The 18,560-nt window shown below is 67.0% G+C and carries 13 protein-coding genes and 2 rRNA genes; 7 read left to right on the top strand and 8 right to left on the bottom strand.

Features of this window, described 5'->3' with window-relative positions; all coding sequences use genetic code 11:
* The first annotated feature begins 286 nt into the window (after window positions 1-286).
* The 3 genes from PLE19_16125 (at window position 287) to PLE19_16135 (ending at window position 4,718) form a co-directional block, all read left to right on the top strand.
* Window positions 287-3,377: ribosomal RNA gene (locus tag PLE19_16125) — 23S ribosomal RNA — on the top strand.
* A 104-nt stretch (window positions 3,378-3,481) separates the two neighbouring features.
* Window positions 3,482-3,593 (top strand): 5S ribosomal RNA (gene rrf, locus PLE19_16130).
* 204 nt (window positions 3,594-3,797) lie between these two features.
* On the top strand, window positions 3,798-4,718 hold the full coding sequence (locus tag PLE19_16135; protein ID HPD16482.1) for a hypothetical protein: 921 nt from the start codon (window positions 3,798-3,800) through the stop codon (window positions 4,716-4,718).
* A gap of 92 nt (window positions 4,719-4,810) precedes the next feature.
* On the opposite strand, the gene PLE19_16140 is transcribed toward PLE19_16135, so the two are convergent.
* The 8 genes from PLE19_16140 to PLE19_16175 form a co-directional block, all read right to left on the bottom strand.
* Window positions 4,811-5,698 (bottom strand): hypothetical protein, encoded by an 888-nt coding sequence (locus PLE19_16140; GenBank protein HPD16483.1) that lies wholly within the window; start codon window positions 5,696-5,698, stop codon window positions 4,811-4,813.
* Window positions 5,695-6,000 carry a DUF2089 family protein gene (locus PLE19_16145; protein HPD16484.1) on the bottom strand — a complete coding sequence of 102 codons (306 nt, stop codon included), beginning with the start codon at window positions 5,998-6,000 and terminating at the stop codon, window positions 5,695-5,697. Before PLE19_16145 ends, PLE19_16140 begins: the two co-directional genes overlap by 4 nt.
* 230 nt (window positions 6,001-6,230) lie before the next feature.
* Complete coding sequence (locus tag PLE19_16150) at window positions 6,231-7,088, bottom strand: YdjY domain-containing protein (GenBank protein HPD16485.1); 858 nt, start codon at window positions 7,086-7,088, stop codon at window positions 6,231-6,233.
* Window positions 7,089-7,104: 16 nt separating this feature from the next.
* On the bottom strand, window positions 7,105-7,329 hold the full coding sequence (locus PLE19_16155) for a DUF3343 domain-containing protein (protein HPD16486.1): 225 nt from the start codon (window positions 7,327-7,329) through the stop codon (window positions 7,105-7,107).
* A 3-nt stretch (window positions 7,330-7,332) separates the two neighbouring features.
* Window positions 7,333-7,551, bottom strand: coding sequence for a sulfurtransferase TusA family protein (locus PLE19_16160; protein ID HPD16487.1), 219 nt, complete (start codon window positions 7,549-7,551; stop codon window positions 7,333-7,335).
* Between the two features lie 12 nt (window positions 7,552-7,563).
* Window positions 7,564-8,697 carry a YedE family putative selenium transporter gene (yedE, locus tag PLE19_16165; protein ID HPD16488.1) on the bottom strand — a complete coding sequence of 378 codons (1,134 nt, stop codon included), beginning with the start codon at window positions 8,695-8,697 and terminating at the stop codon, window positions 7,564-7,566.
* 10 nt (window positions 8,698-8,707) lie between these two features.
* Window positions 8,708-10,138, bottom strand: coding sequence for an alginate export family protein (locus PLE19_16170; GenBank protein ID HPD16489.1), 1,431 nt, complete (start codon window positions 10,136-10,138; stop codon window positions 8,708-8,710).
* 728 nt (window positions 10,139-10,866) lie between these two features.
* A complete protein-coding gene (locus PLE19_16175; GenBank protein ID HPD16490.1) occupies window positions 10,867-11,940 on the bottom strand; it encodes a uroporphyrinogen decarboxylase family protein in 1,074 nt (357 codons plus the stop codon).
* A gap of 106 nt (window positions 11,941-12,046) precedes the next feature.
* On the opposite strand from PLE19_16175, the gene PLE19_16180 reads away from it, so the two are divergent.
* The 4 genes from PLE19_16180 (at window position 12,047) to PLE19_16195 (ending at window position 18,513) form a co-directional block, all read left to right on the top strand.
* Window positions 12,047-14,581: a glycoside hydrolase family 127 protein gene (locus PLE19_16180; protein HPD16491.1), complete on the top strand. Its 2,535-nt coding sequence runs from the start codon at window positions 12,047-12,049 to the stop codon at window positions 14,579-14,581.
* Between the two features lie 12 nt (window positions 14,582-14,593).
* Window positions 14,594-17,521: a glycoside hydrolase family 127 protein gene (locus PLE19_16185; GenBank protein HPD16492.1), complete on the top strand. Its 2,928-nt coding sequence runs from the start codon at window positions 14,594-14,596 to the stop codon at window positions 17,519-17,521.
* 348 nt (window positions 17,522-17,869) lie between these two features.
* Complete coding sequence (locus tag PLE19_16190) at window positions 17,870-18,106, top strand: hypothetical protein (GenBank protein HPD16493.1); 237 nt, start codon at window positions 17,870-17,872, stop codon at window positions 18,104-18,106.
* Window positions 18,103-18,513, top strand: coding sequence for a PIN domain-containing protein (locus PLE19_16195; GenBank protein ID HPD16494.1), 411 nt, complete (start codon window positions 18,103-18,105; stop codon window positions 18,511-18,513). Before PLE19_16190 ends, PLE19_16195 begins: the two co-directional genes overlap by 4 nt.
* The last annotated feature ends 47 nt before the right edge of the window (window positions 18,514-18,560 follow it).

Raw genomic sequence — 18,560 nt, forward strand, 5'->3', positions numbered from 1 at the left:
GCGAGGATGTCCTGCCCACCTCAATGGGTAGCGAGAGGTGCGATGGCGGTTCGGGCGAGTGGCGCGCGGTGTTGCCGTGGCGGTCGTGGCGGAGAAAATTTGGCCTTGACTTCCCCGCCAGATGCGCTATAATACGCCATGCCCTGGAGGTGACTGTCGTCACGTTCGGGCATCGCTCTTTGACAAGATGGGTGGCGGTGTAGCGCCGAGTGAGCATCTGGTCCGCTGGCGTGAGAAAACGTAGCGGTCTGCGACGACTGCTGCCCGAGAGGGCAGGAATTGTCGCGGTCAAGTTACGAAGGGTGTGCGGTGGATGCCTTGGCGCCCAGAGGCGATGAAGGACGTGGCTAGCTGCGATAAGCCCCGGGGAGCTGCTGCTTGCTGTGATCCGGGGATTTCCGAATGGGGCAACCCAGCCGAGGCAATGCTCGGCTATCCGCATCTGAATCCATAGGGTGCGGAGGCGAACGCAGGGAACTGACACATCTCAGTACCTGCAGGAGAAGAAAGAAAACCTCGACTCCCTCAGTAGCGGCGAGCGAAAGGGGACGAGCCTAAACCGGCCGCGTGCCAAGCCCTGTGCGTTGCGCGGCCGGGGTTGCGGGGGTCGTCTTCGCAGGGGAACAGGACCCTGCGGCAGAGTTACAAAAGCTCCTCCTAGTCGAAGCACCTGGAAAGGTGCCCCACAGAAGGTGATAGGCCTGTAGGCGAAAGGAGAGGGCCCTCTGCTGACGATTTCCCAAGTAGGGTCGGACACGTGGAACCCGGCCTGAACCCGGGAGGCCCACCTCCCAAGGCTAAGTACTTCTGGGCGACCGATAGCGCAAAAGTAGCGCGAGCGAAAGGTGAAAAGCAAGCCTGTTAGGCGAAGGTGAAATAGAACCTGAAACCGCACATCTACAAGCGGTCGAAGCACCATTCGTCCCCGTCTGCGGTGGCTCGTCTTGCCCTTCGGGGCGAGGCGTTCTGTCGCGGCCGCCCTTCGGGGCGGAGGGTTGATGAGGTGCGACGGCGTGCCTTTTGGTTAATGAGCCGGCGAGTTGCTTCGTGTTGCTTGGTTAAGCCCCTCAGGGGCGGAGCCACAGCGAAAGCGAGTGTCAAAAGCGCGATACGGTAGCACGGAGCAGACCCGAAAGCGTGTGAGCTATCCATGGCCAGGATGAAGCGGGCGTAAAAGTCCGTGGAGGTCCGAACCCGTCCGGGTTGCAAACCAGTGGGATGAGCTGTGGATAGGAGTAAAAGGCTTATCAAACACGCAAATATCTGGTTCTCCCCGAAACATATTTTGGTATGGGCTCGGGCAACTACGTCGCGGGGGTAGAGCACTGAATGAGTCTGCGGGGCCGCAAGCCTACGCGACTCAACCAAACTCCGAATACCGCGGCGACTATCCCGGGGCTCGGACTACGGGGGATAAACTTCGTGGTCAAGAGGGAAACAGCCCAGACCGCCAGCTAAGGTCCTCGAATCCGCGCTAAGTGCAAAAGGAAGTGAGAGTGCTCAGACAGCTGGGATGTTGGCTTAGAAGCAGCCATCATTTAAAAAGTGCGTAATAGCTTACCAGTCGACGCACTCTTGCGCCGATAATTCTCGGGACTCAAGCGCGGTACCGAAGCTGCGGGCCTGCCGCAAGGTGGGCGGTAGGGGAGCTTTCCACTCAGGGTTGAAGCGGTACTGAAAAGAGCCGTGGACCGAGTGGAAGTGAGTATGCCGGCACGAGTAGCGCCAAAGCGGGCTAGAATCCCGCTCGCCGTAAGCCTAAGGTTTCCTGTCCCATGTAAGTCAGGGCAGGGTTAGCCGGTCCCTAAGCCGAGGCCGAAAGGCGTAGGTGATGGACAGAAGGTGAATATTCCTTCGCCACCTGCACGTACCGATGGGGGACGCGACCAGCTAGGCCGCGGTCTCGTCTAGCACACGGCCGTTAAGCCTCAATAGGGGGTCCGCAGGCAAATCCGCGGGCCACATACCCGAAGGAGGTGCGAAGGCTTTTGCATGATAAGAGGCCAACGCGGGTCGCCGAGAAAATCCTCTAGGTGCCCGAAAGGGCGAACGTGCGGAGTGACCGTACCGCAAACCAACACAGGTAGGTGAGGAGAGAATCCTCAGGCGCGCGAGAGAACCCCCTTTAAGGAACTCGGCAAAATAGCCCCGTAACTTCGGGAGAAGGGGCGCCTCTACGGGTGAACCGGACCACGGGGAGCCTGCGGAGGCCGCAGCAAACCGGGCCACGCGACTGTTTACTAAAAACACAGCTCTCTGCCAAGTCAAACGACGACGTATAGAGAGTGACACGTGCTCGATGCCGGTAAGTCAAGGGAAAGGGTTAGCCCCTTCGGGGGCGACGCTCTGAACCGAAGCTCCGGTGAATGGCGGCTCTAACTATGAGAGTCCTAAGGTAGCGAAATTCCTTGGCGGGTAAGTTCCGTCCTGCACGAATCGTGTAACGACGTGGCCGCTGTCTCAAAGGGGGGCTCGGCGAAACTGTAGCAGCGGTGAAGATGCCGCTTTCCCGCATCAAGACGGAAAGACCCCGTGAACCTTTACTGTAGCCTAGCATTGGGTCTTGTTCTAACATGTGTAGTCTAGGTGGGAGGCGTTGAAGCCGGGACGCTAGTCCTGGTGGAGCCGCAATATGAAAAACCACCCTTGTTATCACAGGACTCTAACCCTACGCCGTGAGCCGGCGACGGGACAGTGTTAGGTGGGCAGTTTAGCTGGGGCGGTTTCCTCCCAAAGCGTAACGGAGGAGCACAAAGGTTCCCTCAGCACGGTTGGCAATCGTGCGGCGAGTGTAAGGGCACAAGGGAGCTTGACTGCGAGACACACAAGTCGAGCAGATGCGAAAGCAGGTCCTAGTGATCCGGCGGTCCCGTGTGGAAGGGCCGTCGCTCAACGGATAAAAGGTACTCCGGGGATAACAGGCTGATCGCGCCCGAGCGTCCATAGCGGCGGCGCGGTTTGGCACCTCGATGTCGGCTCATCGCATCCTGGGGCTGTAGGAGGTCCCAAGGGTTCGGCTGTTCGCCGATTAAAGCGGTACGTGAGCTGGGTTTAGACCGTCGTGAGACAGGTCGGTCCCTATCTGATGTGGGCGTAGGATACTTGAGGGGTACGGCCGATAGTACGAGAGGACTTCGGTCGCTCGACCTCTGGTGTACCGGTTGTCCTGCTAAGGGCAGCGCCGGGTAGCTACGTCGAGAGGGGATAACTGCTGAAAGCATCTAAGCGGGAAGCCCTCCCCAAGACGCGAGGTATCCCTGAGCTGTCGAAAGGCAGCTCTGAAGGCACCAGGCAGACCACCTGGTCGATAGGCCGGTTGTGTACGGGCAGCAATGCCTTCAGCTAACCGGTACTAATCTGCCAACCGACTTGACCGCGACATTTCCTACTCTCTCCCCCCAGCGGACCAGAAGCTTACTCCAGCGCCCTGCCACCCATCTTCGCGTCCTCCCCCACCCGGGGGGGACGCGGCCAAGTGTGTTCCGGTGACCATAGCAGAGGGGCCACACCCGTTCCCATTCCGAACACGGCAGTTAAGCCCTCTGCGCCGATGATACTGGCGCCTTAACCGGGAAAGTAGGTCGTTGCCGGATCACTCCCCGAGAAGGGCCGCTGCCTCTGGCACGCGGCCCTTCTCTTTGGCCCGGGTTTGACTCGCAACCCCCGTTCCACTATCATGCGCGCCATGAAACCGAACTCCCCGACGACGCTCCCTTGGGCGTCCCCTCGCATCCCCGACCCATCAACCGCCCCGCCGGCCAGGCCTCTCCCCGCTGCGCCGGCGCCAAGGACTTGCCATGACCTCCTACGACCTGTGCTTCGCCTGGGACTGCGACGGCGACGTGGCCTTCGTGGATTTCCTCGTCGAGGCCTGCCGTGAGGAGGGCCTCACCCTCCTCCAGGCCACCCCCGCCAACCTCGATGCCGTGATGGCCGCGCTGACAGCGGGCGATATCGCCTTTCGCGCCTTCTTCGACCGCGCCAGCGACGAGGAGCCGGCCTTCCTGCCCCTCGTCCAGTGGGCCCAGACCCGCTGCACCTGCCGCGTCAACCCCTACGAACACGCCCATCGCGCCTGGGACAAGGCCGAGATGCACGCGGCCCTCTCCAGCGTGCTCCACACCCCGCCCACCCTCATCCTGCCGCCCTACCAGCAGCAGCCAGACCTGGCCGGGCTCGACCTCGCCCCCCTCGGCCCCAGCTTCACCATCAAGCCCGCCTATGGCGGCGGAGGGGCAGGCGTCATCACCTGCATCTCGCCGGACCGCATCCCTGCTGCACGCCAGATGTTCCCTGATACCAAATACATGCTGCAATCCCACATCGTCCCAGCCCGCCTCGACGGGCGCCCAGCCTGGTTCCGCGTGCTCTATGCGGCGGGCAAGTACTACCCGTGCTGGTGGGACGACCGGACCCACGTCTACACCACCGTCACCTGCGCGGCCGAGGAGCACTACGGCCTGCGCCCGCTCCGCGGCATCGTCGAGACCATCGTCCACATCAGCGGCCTGCATCTCTTCTCCACCGAGGTCGCCCTCACCCCCGAAGGCAAGTTCCTCGTGATTGACTACGTCAATAACCCGGTGGACCTGCGTCCCCAGTCGAAGACGCCCGACGGCGTGCCCAACCTGCTTCTGAAGTTCATCGCCCGCGACATCGCCCGCTTCGTCGCCCGCGAGCTGGCCGCAGCGAACCAAGCCGCAACGCCCGCGCCCTGAGAGCGCCCGCTGGGCCGCCCGCGCTGAGCACCGTGAGCAGCGTAGACGAGGGGACGGGTCGGCCGTGCCCCGTTCCCGGCTTGCCTTCGCGGTCAGGGGCGGGCGTCGGCAGCCTGGATTCGCCGCAACTCGAGTTCCTCATACCGCCTGCGCAGCTGAGGCCGCGTGACGAGCGGGATCGCGGCGCTCAGAATGCCGAGCAGAAGCGGGGGATACCAGACCACGTGCGGCTGGCCGACGGCGAGTGCGACCAGCCCGAGGGCAAGCATCAGGAGTCCAAAGGGGAGAAGGAGCCCCACCGCTCCGAGCACGAAGCCGCGAGCCCTGCCTCGGCCCGCGAGCAGGCCGACGAGACCGCCGAGGCCGCCCAGCGCTCCACCCAAGATGCCCCCCATCAGACCCGCAGCACGCCCGCTCCACCAGGCATCGCGCTCCGCCGTAACCGCGATGGGGTCCTCGCCGTGGCGATACTGAGCGAGACGCACCGTGCCGAGGTGAACGACGCCCCTGGCGGGCAGGACGATATTGAGGACCAGCCGCTCGGGGGCAGGCGCGTCCTCCTTCGCGTAGAACGGCAACACAAAGGGCCGCCAGTCGCATGAGCCTTCGAGGTGCCGCATCGGCCCGGCGTCGGCCAGGGTGCGGGAGAAGAGGGCGTCTCCGCCGAGGAAGTGGCTCCATAACTCCAAGTAGCCCTTACCCTTGACTTCTTCGCAGCAGACCATGCCGATGAGGGCGTAAGTGGCGCGCGTGATGGGCGGGTGCTCGATGGTGAGGAGGGTGACGGTGAGGGGCTGGTCCGCGGGGTTCGTGATGCGGATACGGTTGTACGTCTTTCCGGGGGCCTTGGTTGCGACCTCGACGCCTGGCGGCGCGCCGTTGGCCATCACCGTCTCCCACGTGAACTCGCGCAGGACATGTTCGGCATGTGTTGTGACAGCAAGGACTTGGACACAGAGGGCGAGTGCGAAGGCCTTCATCGTCTATCTCCCAAGGCTTGTTGGTGGGCGACCAGAAGGGTCTTGAGGGTGGCCATGTCGAGTTTGCCTTCGGCGTAGAGTACGCGGAGGAGGCGCTCGAATTCCGACGTAAGCTCCTGGCTGTCGAGGATCTTCACCTTCTCGATCAGCCGATCGAGGCGCAATCTCACTGTGGGGTAGGAGATGCCATAGCTGGCAGCCAAGTCTTTGAGGGAGCCGGAGGCGAGGAGGAAGCGCTTCAGGAAGGCAAGATCCTCTTCGTTCAGGGCATCCGTCCACGTACGGTCAGCATCGGGACTCATGGGGGCGTCTCTACATTTAAGTCAATTCTAACTAAATTATATCATCAATAAAATCAAAGTCAAGGTTGCTTTTAGTTATCTCAGCCCCGGGAGCCCCCGGAGGAGGATGCTGTGGCAGGTCGTTCTGGGGCCCGCATCAGGCCATTGTGGGGCGGCTCGGGACGTGCCTCACGCGGGCGTGGCGCGACTGCGGCTTCGGCGTTCTCGTCTTTTCTGGTTCTCGGTAGGCGCTACCTGGCACTCTGGCCCTTGGGGGGCGACGAGGTCTTGGGCAGCGCACCCTGGGTCCTTGGCTCGGCCGAGGGCACGGGGCGCAGCACCACGGTCACTCGCGTGCCCGGCGGGGGCAGAAGGTCCCAGTTGGCCTTGAGCGTAGGGATGGGGGTCTTCAGGGGCAGCGCATTGTTGGCGATCAGGCCGCCGGGACAGTCGTGCGTGCACATCAGGCAACCGGTCCTCGCGTCGTTGAGCACGCCGCTGCCGTGGAGCACGAAGTGCGGCGTCCAGGGCTTGAGCACCTCCTTGCCGTCCATGACGATCTTCTCGATGAAGAAGTCCTCGTAGGCGCGGCGACGCTTGCCCGCCGGCGTATCCCATTCGATGTAGGTCTGTACGGGGTCGCCATTCATGTAGCCCTGCTCGATGCGCTCGAGGCTGCCGCCGGCGTGGTTCAGGGGGCCGCCGGTGCCGAAGGTCGCGCGAGGCCGCGCGCCCAGCTCGAGGAGAGCCGCGTAGATGTCCGGAATCCAGGCGTCGAGCAGGAACACAAAGGCGTCGTCGAACCTGCCGCCGCGCGAGCCCATGAGAGCTGGGACGGCGGAGCCGAAGTCGTTCATGCGCGGCGCGTCGGTCTTCTGCACCACGGCGCTCGCGCGCACCTCCTGCTTCGCGTGGTCAATCACCAGGGGAACATCCCGCTGGTTGGAGACCTGCGGGAGGGTGATGGCCGTGGGAACGATCGGGCACACGCCGCCGGGGCAGCAGGCGGTGCCGCTTGAACTGCGGCGCGGGCCGGGCAGGCAGCCGGCGAGGGACAGCGCCAGGGCAGCAAGGGCCAGGGAGAACAGCTTCGATTTCGCGTGCCGCATCGGCCGCTCCTATGGGTCAGTGGCCAACCTGGGCGATGCCTTCGGTTTCGAGCTTCAGCGCGGTCACCGCGTCGCGCACGGCATCCAGGTGCGCGGGGTCGAAGGCCAAGGCGCTGCCGCAGTCGGAGCTCAGCTCGCGCGGCGTCGGGATCGCCTTCGTGGCGATGCCCCGCCTGTTCAGTTCGGCCTCGAGGCGGAAGAGGTCGTGAATGGTGTGGAAAAGCACGACGCCGCGAGCCATGGGTCATCCCTTGGTGATCATCAGGCGGAACTCGTTGCCCACCTCTTCGGCGGAGACCGAACAGCCCAGGTGTTTGGCCATTCGGGTCACGTTGTCGCGCGAGGCCGTCGTTTCGACCAGCACCTCCACTGTGCCGCGGGGGATGGACTCGATGGCCTGCTTGACGAGCAGCACGGGCTCGGGACACGACAGGCCGCGGGCGTCTACCACGTTGTCAGCCATGAGCTGATTCTCCTATCCTTTTCGCCGGGCCGTGAGGCCCAGCAGCGTGCAGAAGGCCAAGCCGGCCACGACGGCGACCTTGCCATAGTGGCCCGGCCCGCCCACTTTGAGCGCGCCGTCGGCGAAGACGTCGGGGGCGCCGGCGAGGAAGAAGTTGTGGGCGAAGGCGGCGCCCACGATCATCCCGCACACGAAGACGGCGGCATCGCCGTCGCCCTCGCCGGAGAGGAAGAGCTGGCGCCCCGGGCAGCCGCCGGCCAGGGCGAAGGCCAGGCCCGAGAGCGCCATGCCCAGGAAGTTCCAGGCGTGGTTCGAGTGGGCGATGGGCATGGCGGCGAAGCCCGTTTTGAACTGGCCGAGGGCCAGGTTGGTGGCGAAGGCGGCCGCGACCAGCGCGGCCGCTCCGCTGAGGAGGTGGAAATCGCGGATGAGCACGGCGTCGCGGATGGCGCCCATCGTGCAGAAGCGGCTGCGCTGGGCGAGGACGCCGATGCCCAGGCCGGCGCAGAGAGAGACGGCGAGCGAGGCGTGCATTGCGCCCGGCCCTTTCTCGCTGAAGAAGAGCGCGCCGCCCGGGCCGAACGACACCTTGAATGCCACGAGGCCGAGGAGGAGCAGCATGATGGCCGGCAGGATGAGGCCGCTGAGCGGCGTGGCCGGGCTCGAGCGCCCCAGGGTGTAGCCGCGCTTGAGGAAGGCGGCGCCCAGGCTCACACCCGCGACCAGCCCCGCCAGGCCGAGGAGCGCATTGCCGTCGCCTCCGGCGAGACGCAGGAGCGCCCGCCACGGGCAGCCCAGGAAGGCGAGCGCGCCAATGGCCGCGAACACGCCGAGCAGGAAGCGGACGATGGGTGCCGAGCCGCCGCGCGGCTTGAATTCGCGGAAGGCCAGCGCCGAGGCCAGCGCGCCCAGCACGAACCCGATGATCTCGGGCCGCACGTACTGCACCGCCGCCGCGCGGTGGAGGCCCAGCCCGCCTGCCGTGTCGCGCTCGAAGCAGGCCACGCAGATGCCCATGTTCGGCGGATTGCCGGCGCGCTGGAGCAGCGACGCCACCACGCCGATGAACAGCCCCACCCCGATGATGCCCGCGCGCGACGCCAGGAACCGGCTGATCGCCTGCCGCGCGCCGCCTTCGCTTGCCATGAATCTCTCCTCAAAAGGTGAAGAGCCAGATCAGGTACGCAAAGTCTATGTCCTTGGCGCTGCCCGACTGGTCTACGAACGTGCCCGGGAAGAAGTGGCTGTAGCCGCCGATGATGGCCTGGTGGCGGTCGAGGTTGTAGCGCGCCAACAGGTCAATCTCGCTGCCCACGCGGTTCGAGGTGCCGGTGCCGCCAGCCCGCACCACCTGGCCCCCGGCGTTGTAGAGGGCATCGTCGTTGTCGGCCAGGCGGAAGCAGTGGCCGTGCAGCGCCACGAAGAGCTTCTTGTGCGGCTTCAGCTCCAGGCCCGCGTTGCAGTCCACGATGTTCTGCCGCCCGATGATGTCTATGTAGCCGAGGTAGGCGTGGCCGAGTGGGAAGAGTTGGTTGAAGGTCTTGACGTCGCCGCCCTTCCGGTCGTCGCCGCTGGCGTAGTCGAAGCCGACGAAGACGCGGGGCGTGGCCGGCGCCTGGGCCCACGTGTAGCCGAGCTGGGAGGCGAACATGAGGGCGTGGATGTCCCGCCCGCCGATTGTGCCGCGCTGGCAGGCGGTCTCGACGTCGAAGTCGAGGCCCGTGTTGCCGATCTTGCCGCCGAGGCGCGCGCCGACGGTCTGGCGGCGCTCGGTGCCCGACGTGCCGTTGAACGTCACGCCCTCCTGCTTCAGGCCGAGCCAGTAGGCGTCGAGGGCCAGGTTCCCGCCCGCGAGCGCGCGGGTGAGGTAGACGCCGTAGAGGTCCATGTCGTCGTTGTCATCGTTCGCGTGGTACTTGTCCACGACCACGAGGCGGCCCCAGAAGGCGGTCGCGGTCCACGGCCCGTGCTTGAGGATGGCGCTGGCCGCGTCGAAGGTGCGCCGCGTGTTGGCCCAGTCGAGCGTGCTTACGAGGCGTTCCTTGCCGAAGGCCAGTTCCTGCCGCCCGAGGCGCAGGGCCACGCTCGTCGCCGTGTCGCGGTACGGCGTAAACTCGAAGAAGGCGTTCTGGATGTCGCACTCGTCGGTGTCGAGCGTGCGGCGGCCCTGGGGCAGATCGCGGTCGGTGGTGTGCGCGCTCTTCAGCTCGATGAACACGCGGGCCCTGTCGCCCAAGTGGAAGTCGCCGTGGAGGCGGAAGCGCGACTGGAGGTAATCGTCGTCGCGCGGTGCGGCCTTGCGGAAGGCGAAGTTGTTCCAGTGCTCATAGCGCTCGCGCACCTGGCCGCCGAAGCTGGCCCATATGAAGCCATCGGGGCTTAGCGGCACGTACTTGATCGGGTCGAACACGTCGGTCGGGTCGTCTGGCTTCCGCTTCGCCAGCACCGACCAGTCTTCCTCGAAGCGACGGTCCTTGAACGCGGGCCACTGGAAGCCCTTGGCCTGCTCGCCCCCGAACAGGCCGCTTGAGAGCATGACGAGGCAGGCAGCGGAGCCCACTGCCCGCCGAGACCTGCGCGCCTGCATGGCAGTCCCCCTGTGCCGCGCCGTCAGGGGCGACCGTGCGGAGAGCGAGTCACGTCAGGCGTGGCCGAGGCAGGCCCTGCGCGGGAGGGTCGGGGCGCCGAGGAGGAGGGAGAGCGGACTCAGCGCCTGTTCGCTCGCGCGATGCGGGGTGCCGGGGCCGCGGCTGAGCGGTCGCGCCGTGGTGCCCTGCCGGTGCCGGCGATGGTTGCGGGACGCAGCACGTGCGTCCCTTGCGCCGCCATTCAGCGGCGGACGCCTCACGTCGCGACCAGAGCGAACAGGAACTCACGAGCTGCTGCGACTACAGCCACGGCCATCACCCCCTTTCCGCGCGAAACGGGCGTTGCGGTGGGACAGCTTCACACTTGCTTCAATCCTACACACTTGCCGCCCGCGAATCAAGCGCGAGGCGGGCCTGGGGTGTGGGCCGGAATTGTAGGTGGCTGCGGGAGCTCCGAAGGAGCAAGATGGGATAGCCCAGGGCAACGCCCTGGGAACAAGACCGCCCCGCGGCAGCCCTGACAGGGCGGAATCGAGAGCTTCTATCTCGCCCCTTCAGGGCTGGACCCGTGGAGCCCGCTGAACCCAGGGCGTTGCCCTGGGCTATCCCATGCGAGCCCTTCAGGCTCCAGAGGCAATCACCCTGCCTGCAATTCCGGCCCACACCCGCGGGGCTGCGCGATCGCGCGATATGGCGTGCTGCTCCGATGCCCGGTCCATTGCGCGCCTCATGCGATTGAGGCCAGGCGCTCGCGGTAGTAGAGGAAATTCACCCACGAAATGTCGGGCGGGAGGGCATGGTCGCAGCCGGGCACGTAGCCGCCTTCGAGGAGGAGGTCGCGCTTGGCGTCAATCATCGCGTCAATGGCCGCGCGGTCGCCCCAGGCGAGGACCCGTTTGTCCATCCCACCGCCGATGATGAGGTCGCGGCCGAACTTCTTCCGCAACGCCACCACGTCCATCCCCGCCGCGACTTCCATCGGGTAGATGTAGTTGATGCCGGCCTCAAGCCAGAGGGGGATCAGTTCTTCGACGTTGCCGTCGCTGTCGAGCATCACGACATCAATGCCGGCGCGGTGCAACAGGTCGGTGATGCGGCGGTAGTTGGGCAGCATCATCTGGCGGACGTGGCGCGGCGAGATGAGCGAGGCCGTCTTGTAGGCCATGTCTTCCCACATGATCGCGAAGTCGAACTGGACGTCGCCCACGACGCGCTCGAGCACGGCCACGGTGAGGTCGGCGAGGTGGTCCATCATCTCCTGCACGAAGGCGGGGTCGTCATAGAGGGCGACGGCGATGTTCTCGACGCCCATCCAGTCGCGGATCCAGCCGAAGAGGCTGCCGGCGGAGACGCCGAGCGGGAAGTCGCGCACGGCGTACTGCTTGACGAGCGACGCCCAGTGCATCGAGATGCGGTTCGGGCTGTCGGGGTTCAGGCGCGGCAGGAAGTCGCGGCGCCACGTCTCGCGGTCCTTGAGGGGGAACTCGATGTACTGGGGCATGTTGGGCTCGGCGGCGCGGCGGAACTTCTTCTTGATCGCCCCCTCGCGGCTGTCGCGGTAGACCTCGTAGTCGTCGGTCAGCTCGAGGGTCTCGTAGTTCCAGTGGTAGGCGAGGCCGACGTTGACGGGCGCGGTCTCGAAGCGGTCGTAGCCCACAATGCGGGCGTAGTCGTCGTCGGGGGGCAGGCCCTCGCGTTGCCAGCGTTTCACCGTTTCGGGGAAGGCCCGCATCTCGTGGCGGAACAGGCGGTCGGACGGCTGGTAGTGCGTCACGGCGCGGTAGCGTTCGCGGCTGGTCATGGCGGCGGCCTCCTGGCGAGGGGACTCGGTTGACACGCGCGGCCAATGATGATAGCAAATGGGGACGTGTGAGTCACCCGCTGCATGCACAACAGGACTCCGCTCGATGCTTCAGTGTTCGCCGCGCGTTCTTCTCTGTGTCCTCTGCGCCTCTGTGGTCGGTTCGGCCTTCGCTGCCGAGGTGCCGCTGGCCCAGGCGCCGCTGCCGCCCGGGGCAGTGAGCGGCATCGGGGGCTTCCTCGGCCAGCGCCTCCAGGGCAACGCCGACTACCTGCTGAAGTTCGACGTCGGCCGCTTCGTGAAGATGGTCGAGGAGAAGACGTATCGCGACTGGTTCTGGATCGGCGAGCAGCCGGGCAAGTGGCTCGAGGCGGCCATCCTGGCCGCCGAGCAGCAGGGCCACGCCGAGCTCCGCCAGAAGGCCGAGGAGGCGCTCAAGCGCCTCGTCGCCGCCCAGGAGCCCGGCGGCTATCTCGGCATCACCGACCCCAAGGTGCGCAACGACCTGCGGCCCCTGCGCGGCATGGACGCCTATGAGCTGTACTTCACCCTTCACGCGCTGGTGACGGCGGGCGAGCGCTGGGGCAGCGACGCGGCGCTCGCTGCCGCAAAGCGCTTGGGCGATTTCCTCATCGCGACGGTCGGCCCGGGCAAGGCCGAGTTCTTCCCCGTGCCGAAGGAGGTGACCATCGCGGGGCACCCCGAGCATTTCGGCCTCGAGGGCGCGCTGCTCGCCCACCCGATGGCGCGCCTGGCCCGTGTGGCAGGCGACGCGAAGTATCTCGGCTGGAGCCAGTGGGTGGTGAGTCGCATAGACCGCTGGTCGGGCTGCGGCACGCTGTCGAACCTCGACAAGGTGGCCGACGGCACGCTGCGGCTGAACGAAATCCAGCCCAACGTCCACGCCCACACCCTGCACATGAACCTGCTCGGCCTGCTGGAGCAGGCCCGTGCCACGGGCGACAAGGCCCTCGTCCGCAAGGCGATGGCCGCCTGGAGCGAGATCGCCGCCAGCCGCACCTACGTCACCGGCGGCGTCAGCGTGGGCGAGACCTACCGCGCCGAGCACGACCTGCCCAACACCGGCAGCGTGTGCGAAACCTGCGCCACCATGTCGTGGCTCGAACTCAACGCGCGCCTGCTCGAGCTCACGGGCGACCCCGCCCATGCCGACGTGATCGAACGGGCCCTCTGGAACCATCTGCCCGCGGCGCAGACCGCCGACGCCGACGGCTGGCGCTACCACACGCCGCTCAACGGCTGGAAGCCCGAGGGTTGTTTCACCGGGCCGGATTGCTGCTCGTCCAGCGGCCCGCGTATTCTGGCCATGGTGCCGGGCCTCCTCTACGGCCGCACGCGCGACGGCGTGGCCATCAACCAGTACGTGCCCTCCACCCTCCGCACGAAGCTCGCCTCGGGCACCGAACTCACGATCCGCCAGGCCACCGACTACCCGACGGGCGAGAAGGTGGAGATCGAGGTCTCGCCCGCGAAGCCCGAGCGGTTCGCCCTGCGGCTGCGCCTGCCCGCCTGGTGCGAGAAGCCCACCGTGACGGTGAACGACCAGCCCGTGGCCGAGCGGCCGCGGCGCGAGCCCACCTTCGCCGCCGTGGCCCGCGAGTGGAGAGCAGGCGACCGCGTGACCGTCACGCTGCCGATGGAGCCGCGCTGGTTCGCCGGCCGGCGCGGCAACGACGGGCGCTTCTGCCTCCTGCGCGGCCCGCTCGTCTACGCCCTCGACACCGTCTGGTGCGACCCCGCGACTCGCCGGGCCCTCGTGGGCGACGCCGCGGGCGACCCCTTCCCCGGTCTGGCGGGCCTGCTCCTGGATGCCGAGGCGTCGGGCGCGGCGATCACGCCTGTCGAAACGCCCGCGCGAGCCTTCGGCCCCGCCTATCGCGTGCGCGTCGCCCTCACCGATGGCCAGCGGGCGCTGGCCACAATGCTCCCCTTCGGCAACATCGGCGTGTGGTACCGCGACGAGGCCGAGAGACGGGAGCGGACAGGCCGCCGCGACGGCTACGCCGTCTGGCTGCCCGAGGCGTCGAGCGGCAGGTTCCGCCCGGTGGACCTCCGCGGCGCCGTCAACGTCCACTCCAACAATGGGCGCGGCCTCTTCGTCAGCCCGGCGTTCACGGCCGACTGCTTCCCGTTTCCCCGCTACGGCGCGCACACCCTGCGCGGCGTGCCGTTCGAGGTGATTGACCCCGCGACGAACGGCGGGCGCAACCTGCTCATCCTCCGCGGCGGGCCGGCCGAGGCCCTGGCGGCGAAGTACCCGGCGAGTGTCAAGGTGCCCGTCGGCTTCCGTTGCCGCGCGTTCCACTTCCTCGGCGGCGTGGCTGGCTGGGCGTTCCCCTGGGCGCAGGACCGCAGGGTCGGGGCCGTCGTCCGCATCCGCTACGAGGATGCCCCGTCGCAGGAGGTCCAGTGGATCAGCGGCGAGCACCTGGCCGACTACAACAGCAAGGCCGACGTGCCGGGGTCGGTCCGCGTCCTCGACCTGGGCCGCACGCACCTTCGGCTGCTCAGCCTCCGTGTGAGCGCCAGGAGCAAGGTGACCGAGCTCGAGCTCGCCTCGGGCGGCACCATCGTCGCGCCCGTCTTCGCCGCCATCACGGCCGAGCTGCCGGAGGACTGAGCCGTGTCGCCGATGTGTTTCGCCGCGTGCGCGCTGGGGCTGTGCGTGGCGTTCGCGGGCGCGGCGGCCGCGCCCGAGCCGCGCGGGGCGCTGGCGATGGAGCGACTCGCCGGCGCCGCCTGGCGCTTCGGCGGCGTGCTGGGCGATCGGATCAAGGCAAACGTCGAGCACTGGCTCCTTGTGGCCCCTAGGAACAACCCCGGCCTGCTCGACATGTTCGCCAACCGGGACAAGGGGCCCAAGCCCAACCTCGTGCCCTGGGCCGGCGAGTTCGTCGGCAAGTTCCTCATCTCGGGCGTCCAGGCGATGCGCATGTCGGACGACCCGCGCCTCCGCGACACGCTCGCGGCCATCGTTCGCCGCCTGGCCGAGCTTCAGGCCGAGGACGGCTACCTCGGCCCCTGGCCCAAGGCCGAACGCCTCCTCGGCCACTGGGACCTCTGGGGCCACTACCACATCATTCAAGCGCTTCTGCTCTGGCACGAGCAGGCGGGCGACGAGAAGGCCCTCGGCGTCGCCCGCCGCATGGCCGACCTCATCTGCCATACCTACCTCGACACCCAGCGCCGCGTCTTCGACGCCGGCTCGCACGAGATGAACATGTCGGTCATCCACGGCCTCGCGCTCCTCTACGAGAAGACGAAGGAGCCGCGCTACCTGCGCATGGCCGAGGAAATCCTCAAGGACTTCGAGCGCGCGGGCGACTACTTCCGCACCGGCCTCGCGGGCGTGGAGTTCTTCCGCACGCCCCGGCCCCGCTGGGAAAGCCTCCACGCCGTCCAGGGCCTGGCCGAGCTCTATCGCATCACGGGCGACGAACGCCTCAGACGGGCGTTTCTCCACCACTGGGCGAGCATTCGCCGCTTCGATGTGCGCAACACGGGCGGCTTCTCCTCCGGCGAGCAGGCCACGGGCAACCCCTTCGCCGATACGCCCATCGAAACCTGCTGCGTCATCGCCTGGCAGGCCGTGATGATGGACGCTCTGCGCCTCACGGGAGACCCGACGATCGCCGACGACCTCGAGCGGACAACGTTCAACGCCGTCGCCGGCGCCCAGCATCCCTCGGGCGCGTGGTGCACCTACGACGCGCCGATGAACGGCCGGCGGGTGCCGTCCCACGTCGCCATCAACTTCCAGGCCCGGCCCGACACGCCGCACCTCAACTGCTGCTCGGTCAACGGCCCCCGCGGCTTCGGCGCCCTCAGTGAGTGGGCAGTGATGAGTCGGGGCGATGGCCTGGCCGTCAACTTCTACGGCCCGATGGAGCTCCAAGCCAAGCTGGCCGATGGCACAGCGGTGACGCTCACGCAAGACGGCAACTACCCCATTGGCGATGGCACAAGGCTCATCGTCGAGCTGCCGAAGGCGCAAGCGTTTCCCCTCGCCCTTCGCATCCCCGCCTGGTCCGCGAAGACCGAGGTCCTTCTCAACGGCAAGGCCGTCCCGGAGGTCCAGCCCGGCAGCTACCTCGAACTGGCGCGGGAATGGAGGAGCGGCGACACGGTCACGCTGCGCTTCGACATGGGCATCCGCGCCGAGCCGGGCGACCTGGAGCAATTCGGCAAGGCATCATTCTACCGCGGCCCCATTCTCCTGGCGCATGATGAGGCGATGGCCAAGGGCGAGGGCAAGCTCCGCCCCTGGCTTCTCACGGACGTGGCAACGACTGAGAACGGCGCCATCCCCCCCACCTGTCATTCCGAGCTTATCGAGGAACCTTTCAAGGGCTTGCCGCCCAAGAGCATCGAGCAGCCTGCTGGCGGCAAAGGCCCCGCCGCCAAGACGCTGCGCCTCTGCGACTTCGCCAGCGCGGGGGCTGACGGCGGCGCCTATCGCTCCTGGTTCCCCGCCACGGGCCTTCGCCCCCCAGCGCCCGTGCCGTGGCTCCCCGCCGACGGCGCCCGCGTGCCGCCCGGCGCCATCCGCTTCACCTTCCGCAAGCCAGCCCCTGCCGCAACTGTGGGCGGGGCGTCCCTGCCCCGCGAATCTGTGGGCGGTATGTCCACATCCCGCGATCCGCGGCGTGGGGACACGCCGCCCACAACTGACACGCCGCCCACTATTGCCGGCCGCCGGCACACCGTCGCCGTCTCCGATTCGCCCGACTTCGCCCGCACCATCCTCACCTTCGGTGACGCCCCCAAACCGCCCATTATTCTCCCCGCATCGGAAGCGAAGAAGCTCAAGCCCAACACGCCTTACTACTGGAAGCTCATCGCCCGCAACGCCCACGGCGTCACAGAGAGCATCGCCCCCCACAAACACTTCGTCATTGACCCCACCCTGCCGCCGGCGCCCGACACCCCCGACACCCAGTATGGCGAGAGGCCGAAGGATTCCGCCCTCGTCATCGCTCCGCTGCGCGGCGACCCCAAACCCGAGTGGGGGCAACTGAAGGACGCGAAGGGCTGGAGACCCGCCCCCGGCCCCGATGGCAAGCCGGACGGCGCCATCGAACTTGATGGCGCGGCCGGCCGGATCACCTACGCCATCACCGAGTTCCCCGACCACGACTTCACCGTCGCCGTCTGGCTCTGGGTCACTGCCCTCCCGAAGACCCAGTATGGCCAGGTCTTCAGCGCCTGGTGCAAGGGGATGGACGACCCGCTGCGACTCGTCGTGCACCAGGGCAAGTTGCACGCCCGCATCGAGGCGGGGCAGTTCTTCGGCACCGAGGGCTGGCCCGTCGAGGTCGGCAAGTGGACCCGCGTCGCCGCCGTCAAGGAGGGCGCCAAGCTCACCCTCTACATCAACGGCGCGGCTCACTCCACGGCCAAGGTCCCCGAGAACGTCGCCTCGTCCGCGGAAGATTTCGCCCTCGGCGGCAACCCCCACTTCGGCGGCCCTGAATTCCTCGCCTGCCGCCTCGCCGACCTGCGTTTCTTCGCCCGCGCGCTCGCGGAAGGCGAGGTGCGTGCGACGAAGCAGGTGCGGTAGGGGGTGTGGGCCGGAATTGTAGGCAGGGTGATGGTCTCTGGAGCCTGAAGGGCTCGCATGGGATAGCCCAGGGCAACGCCCTGGGTTCAGCGGGCTCCACGGGTCCAGCCCTGAAGGGGCGAGATAGAAGCTCTCGATTCCGCCCTGTCAGGGCTGCCGCGGGGCGGTCTTGTTCCCAGGGCGTTGCCCTGGGCTATCCCATTTCGGTCCTTCGGAGCTCCCGCAGCCACCTACAATTCCGGCCCGCACCCTGCGGTAGGGCGGCGGTTGCTTTCCCCTCCGCGGGGCGGTATAATCGAGCCGGCTGGCAGGTGACCCCATTTGCTCCGATGGTGCGAGGTGACCGCCATGGTGACCCTGAACGCCCGCTTCGACGGGACGGCCTTCGTCCCGGACGACCCTGTAGACTTGCCGCGGGGCTCGAAGTGCCGCCTCATCGTTCAGCCCGTGGGTGATCCAGAGGCTAAGGGTCTTCCGCTCGTGGACTTCGCCCTTGAGTGCGCCGCCAAGATGAAGGGCAACTACCCCGCCGACCTGGCGCGCAACCACGACCACTACCTGCACGGCAGGCCCAAGCGCTCATGAGCCAGGCCATCTTCGCCGATGCCTACTATCTGCTTGCGCTCCTCAATCCACGCGATCAAGATCACAAGGTGGCCGTCGAACTGGGCAGGTCCTTGGCCGGCGTGCTGGTGACCACGGAGGCCGTGCTCCTCGAGGTCGGGGACGGCCTCGCGGCGCCGCAAGACCGGCGCACGACGGCTGCCTACATCAAGAGACTGTGGGCGGACCCGCGGGTGGTCGTTGTGCCAACCGACCATGAGCTCCTCCAGCGCGCCGTAGCCCTCTACGAAACCCGACAGGACAAGGACTGGGGGCTCACCGATTGCGTCTCCTTCGTCGTGATGCAGGACACGGGCATCCGGGAGGCCCTGACAGGTGATGCGCACTTCGAGCAGGCCGGCTTCAGGATTCTCTTTCCTCGCCGCTAGGAGCCTGTCCAAGAATCCGCGTGAGGCTGCGACGCCGCCGATTCGGG

This window comes from Planctomycetota bacterium (genome assembly GCA_035384565.1).
Lineage (GTDB): Bacteria > Planctomycetota > PUPC01 > DSUN01 > DSUN01 > DAOOIT01.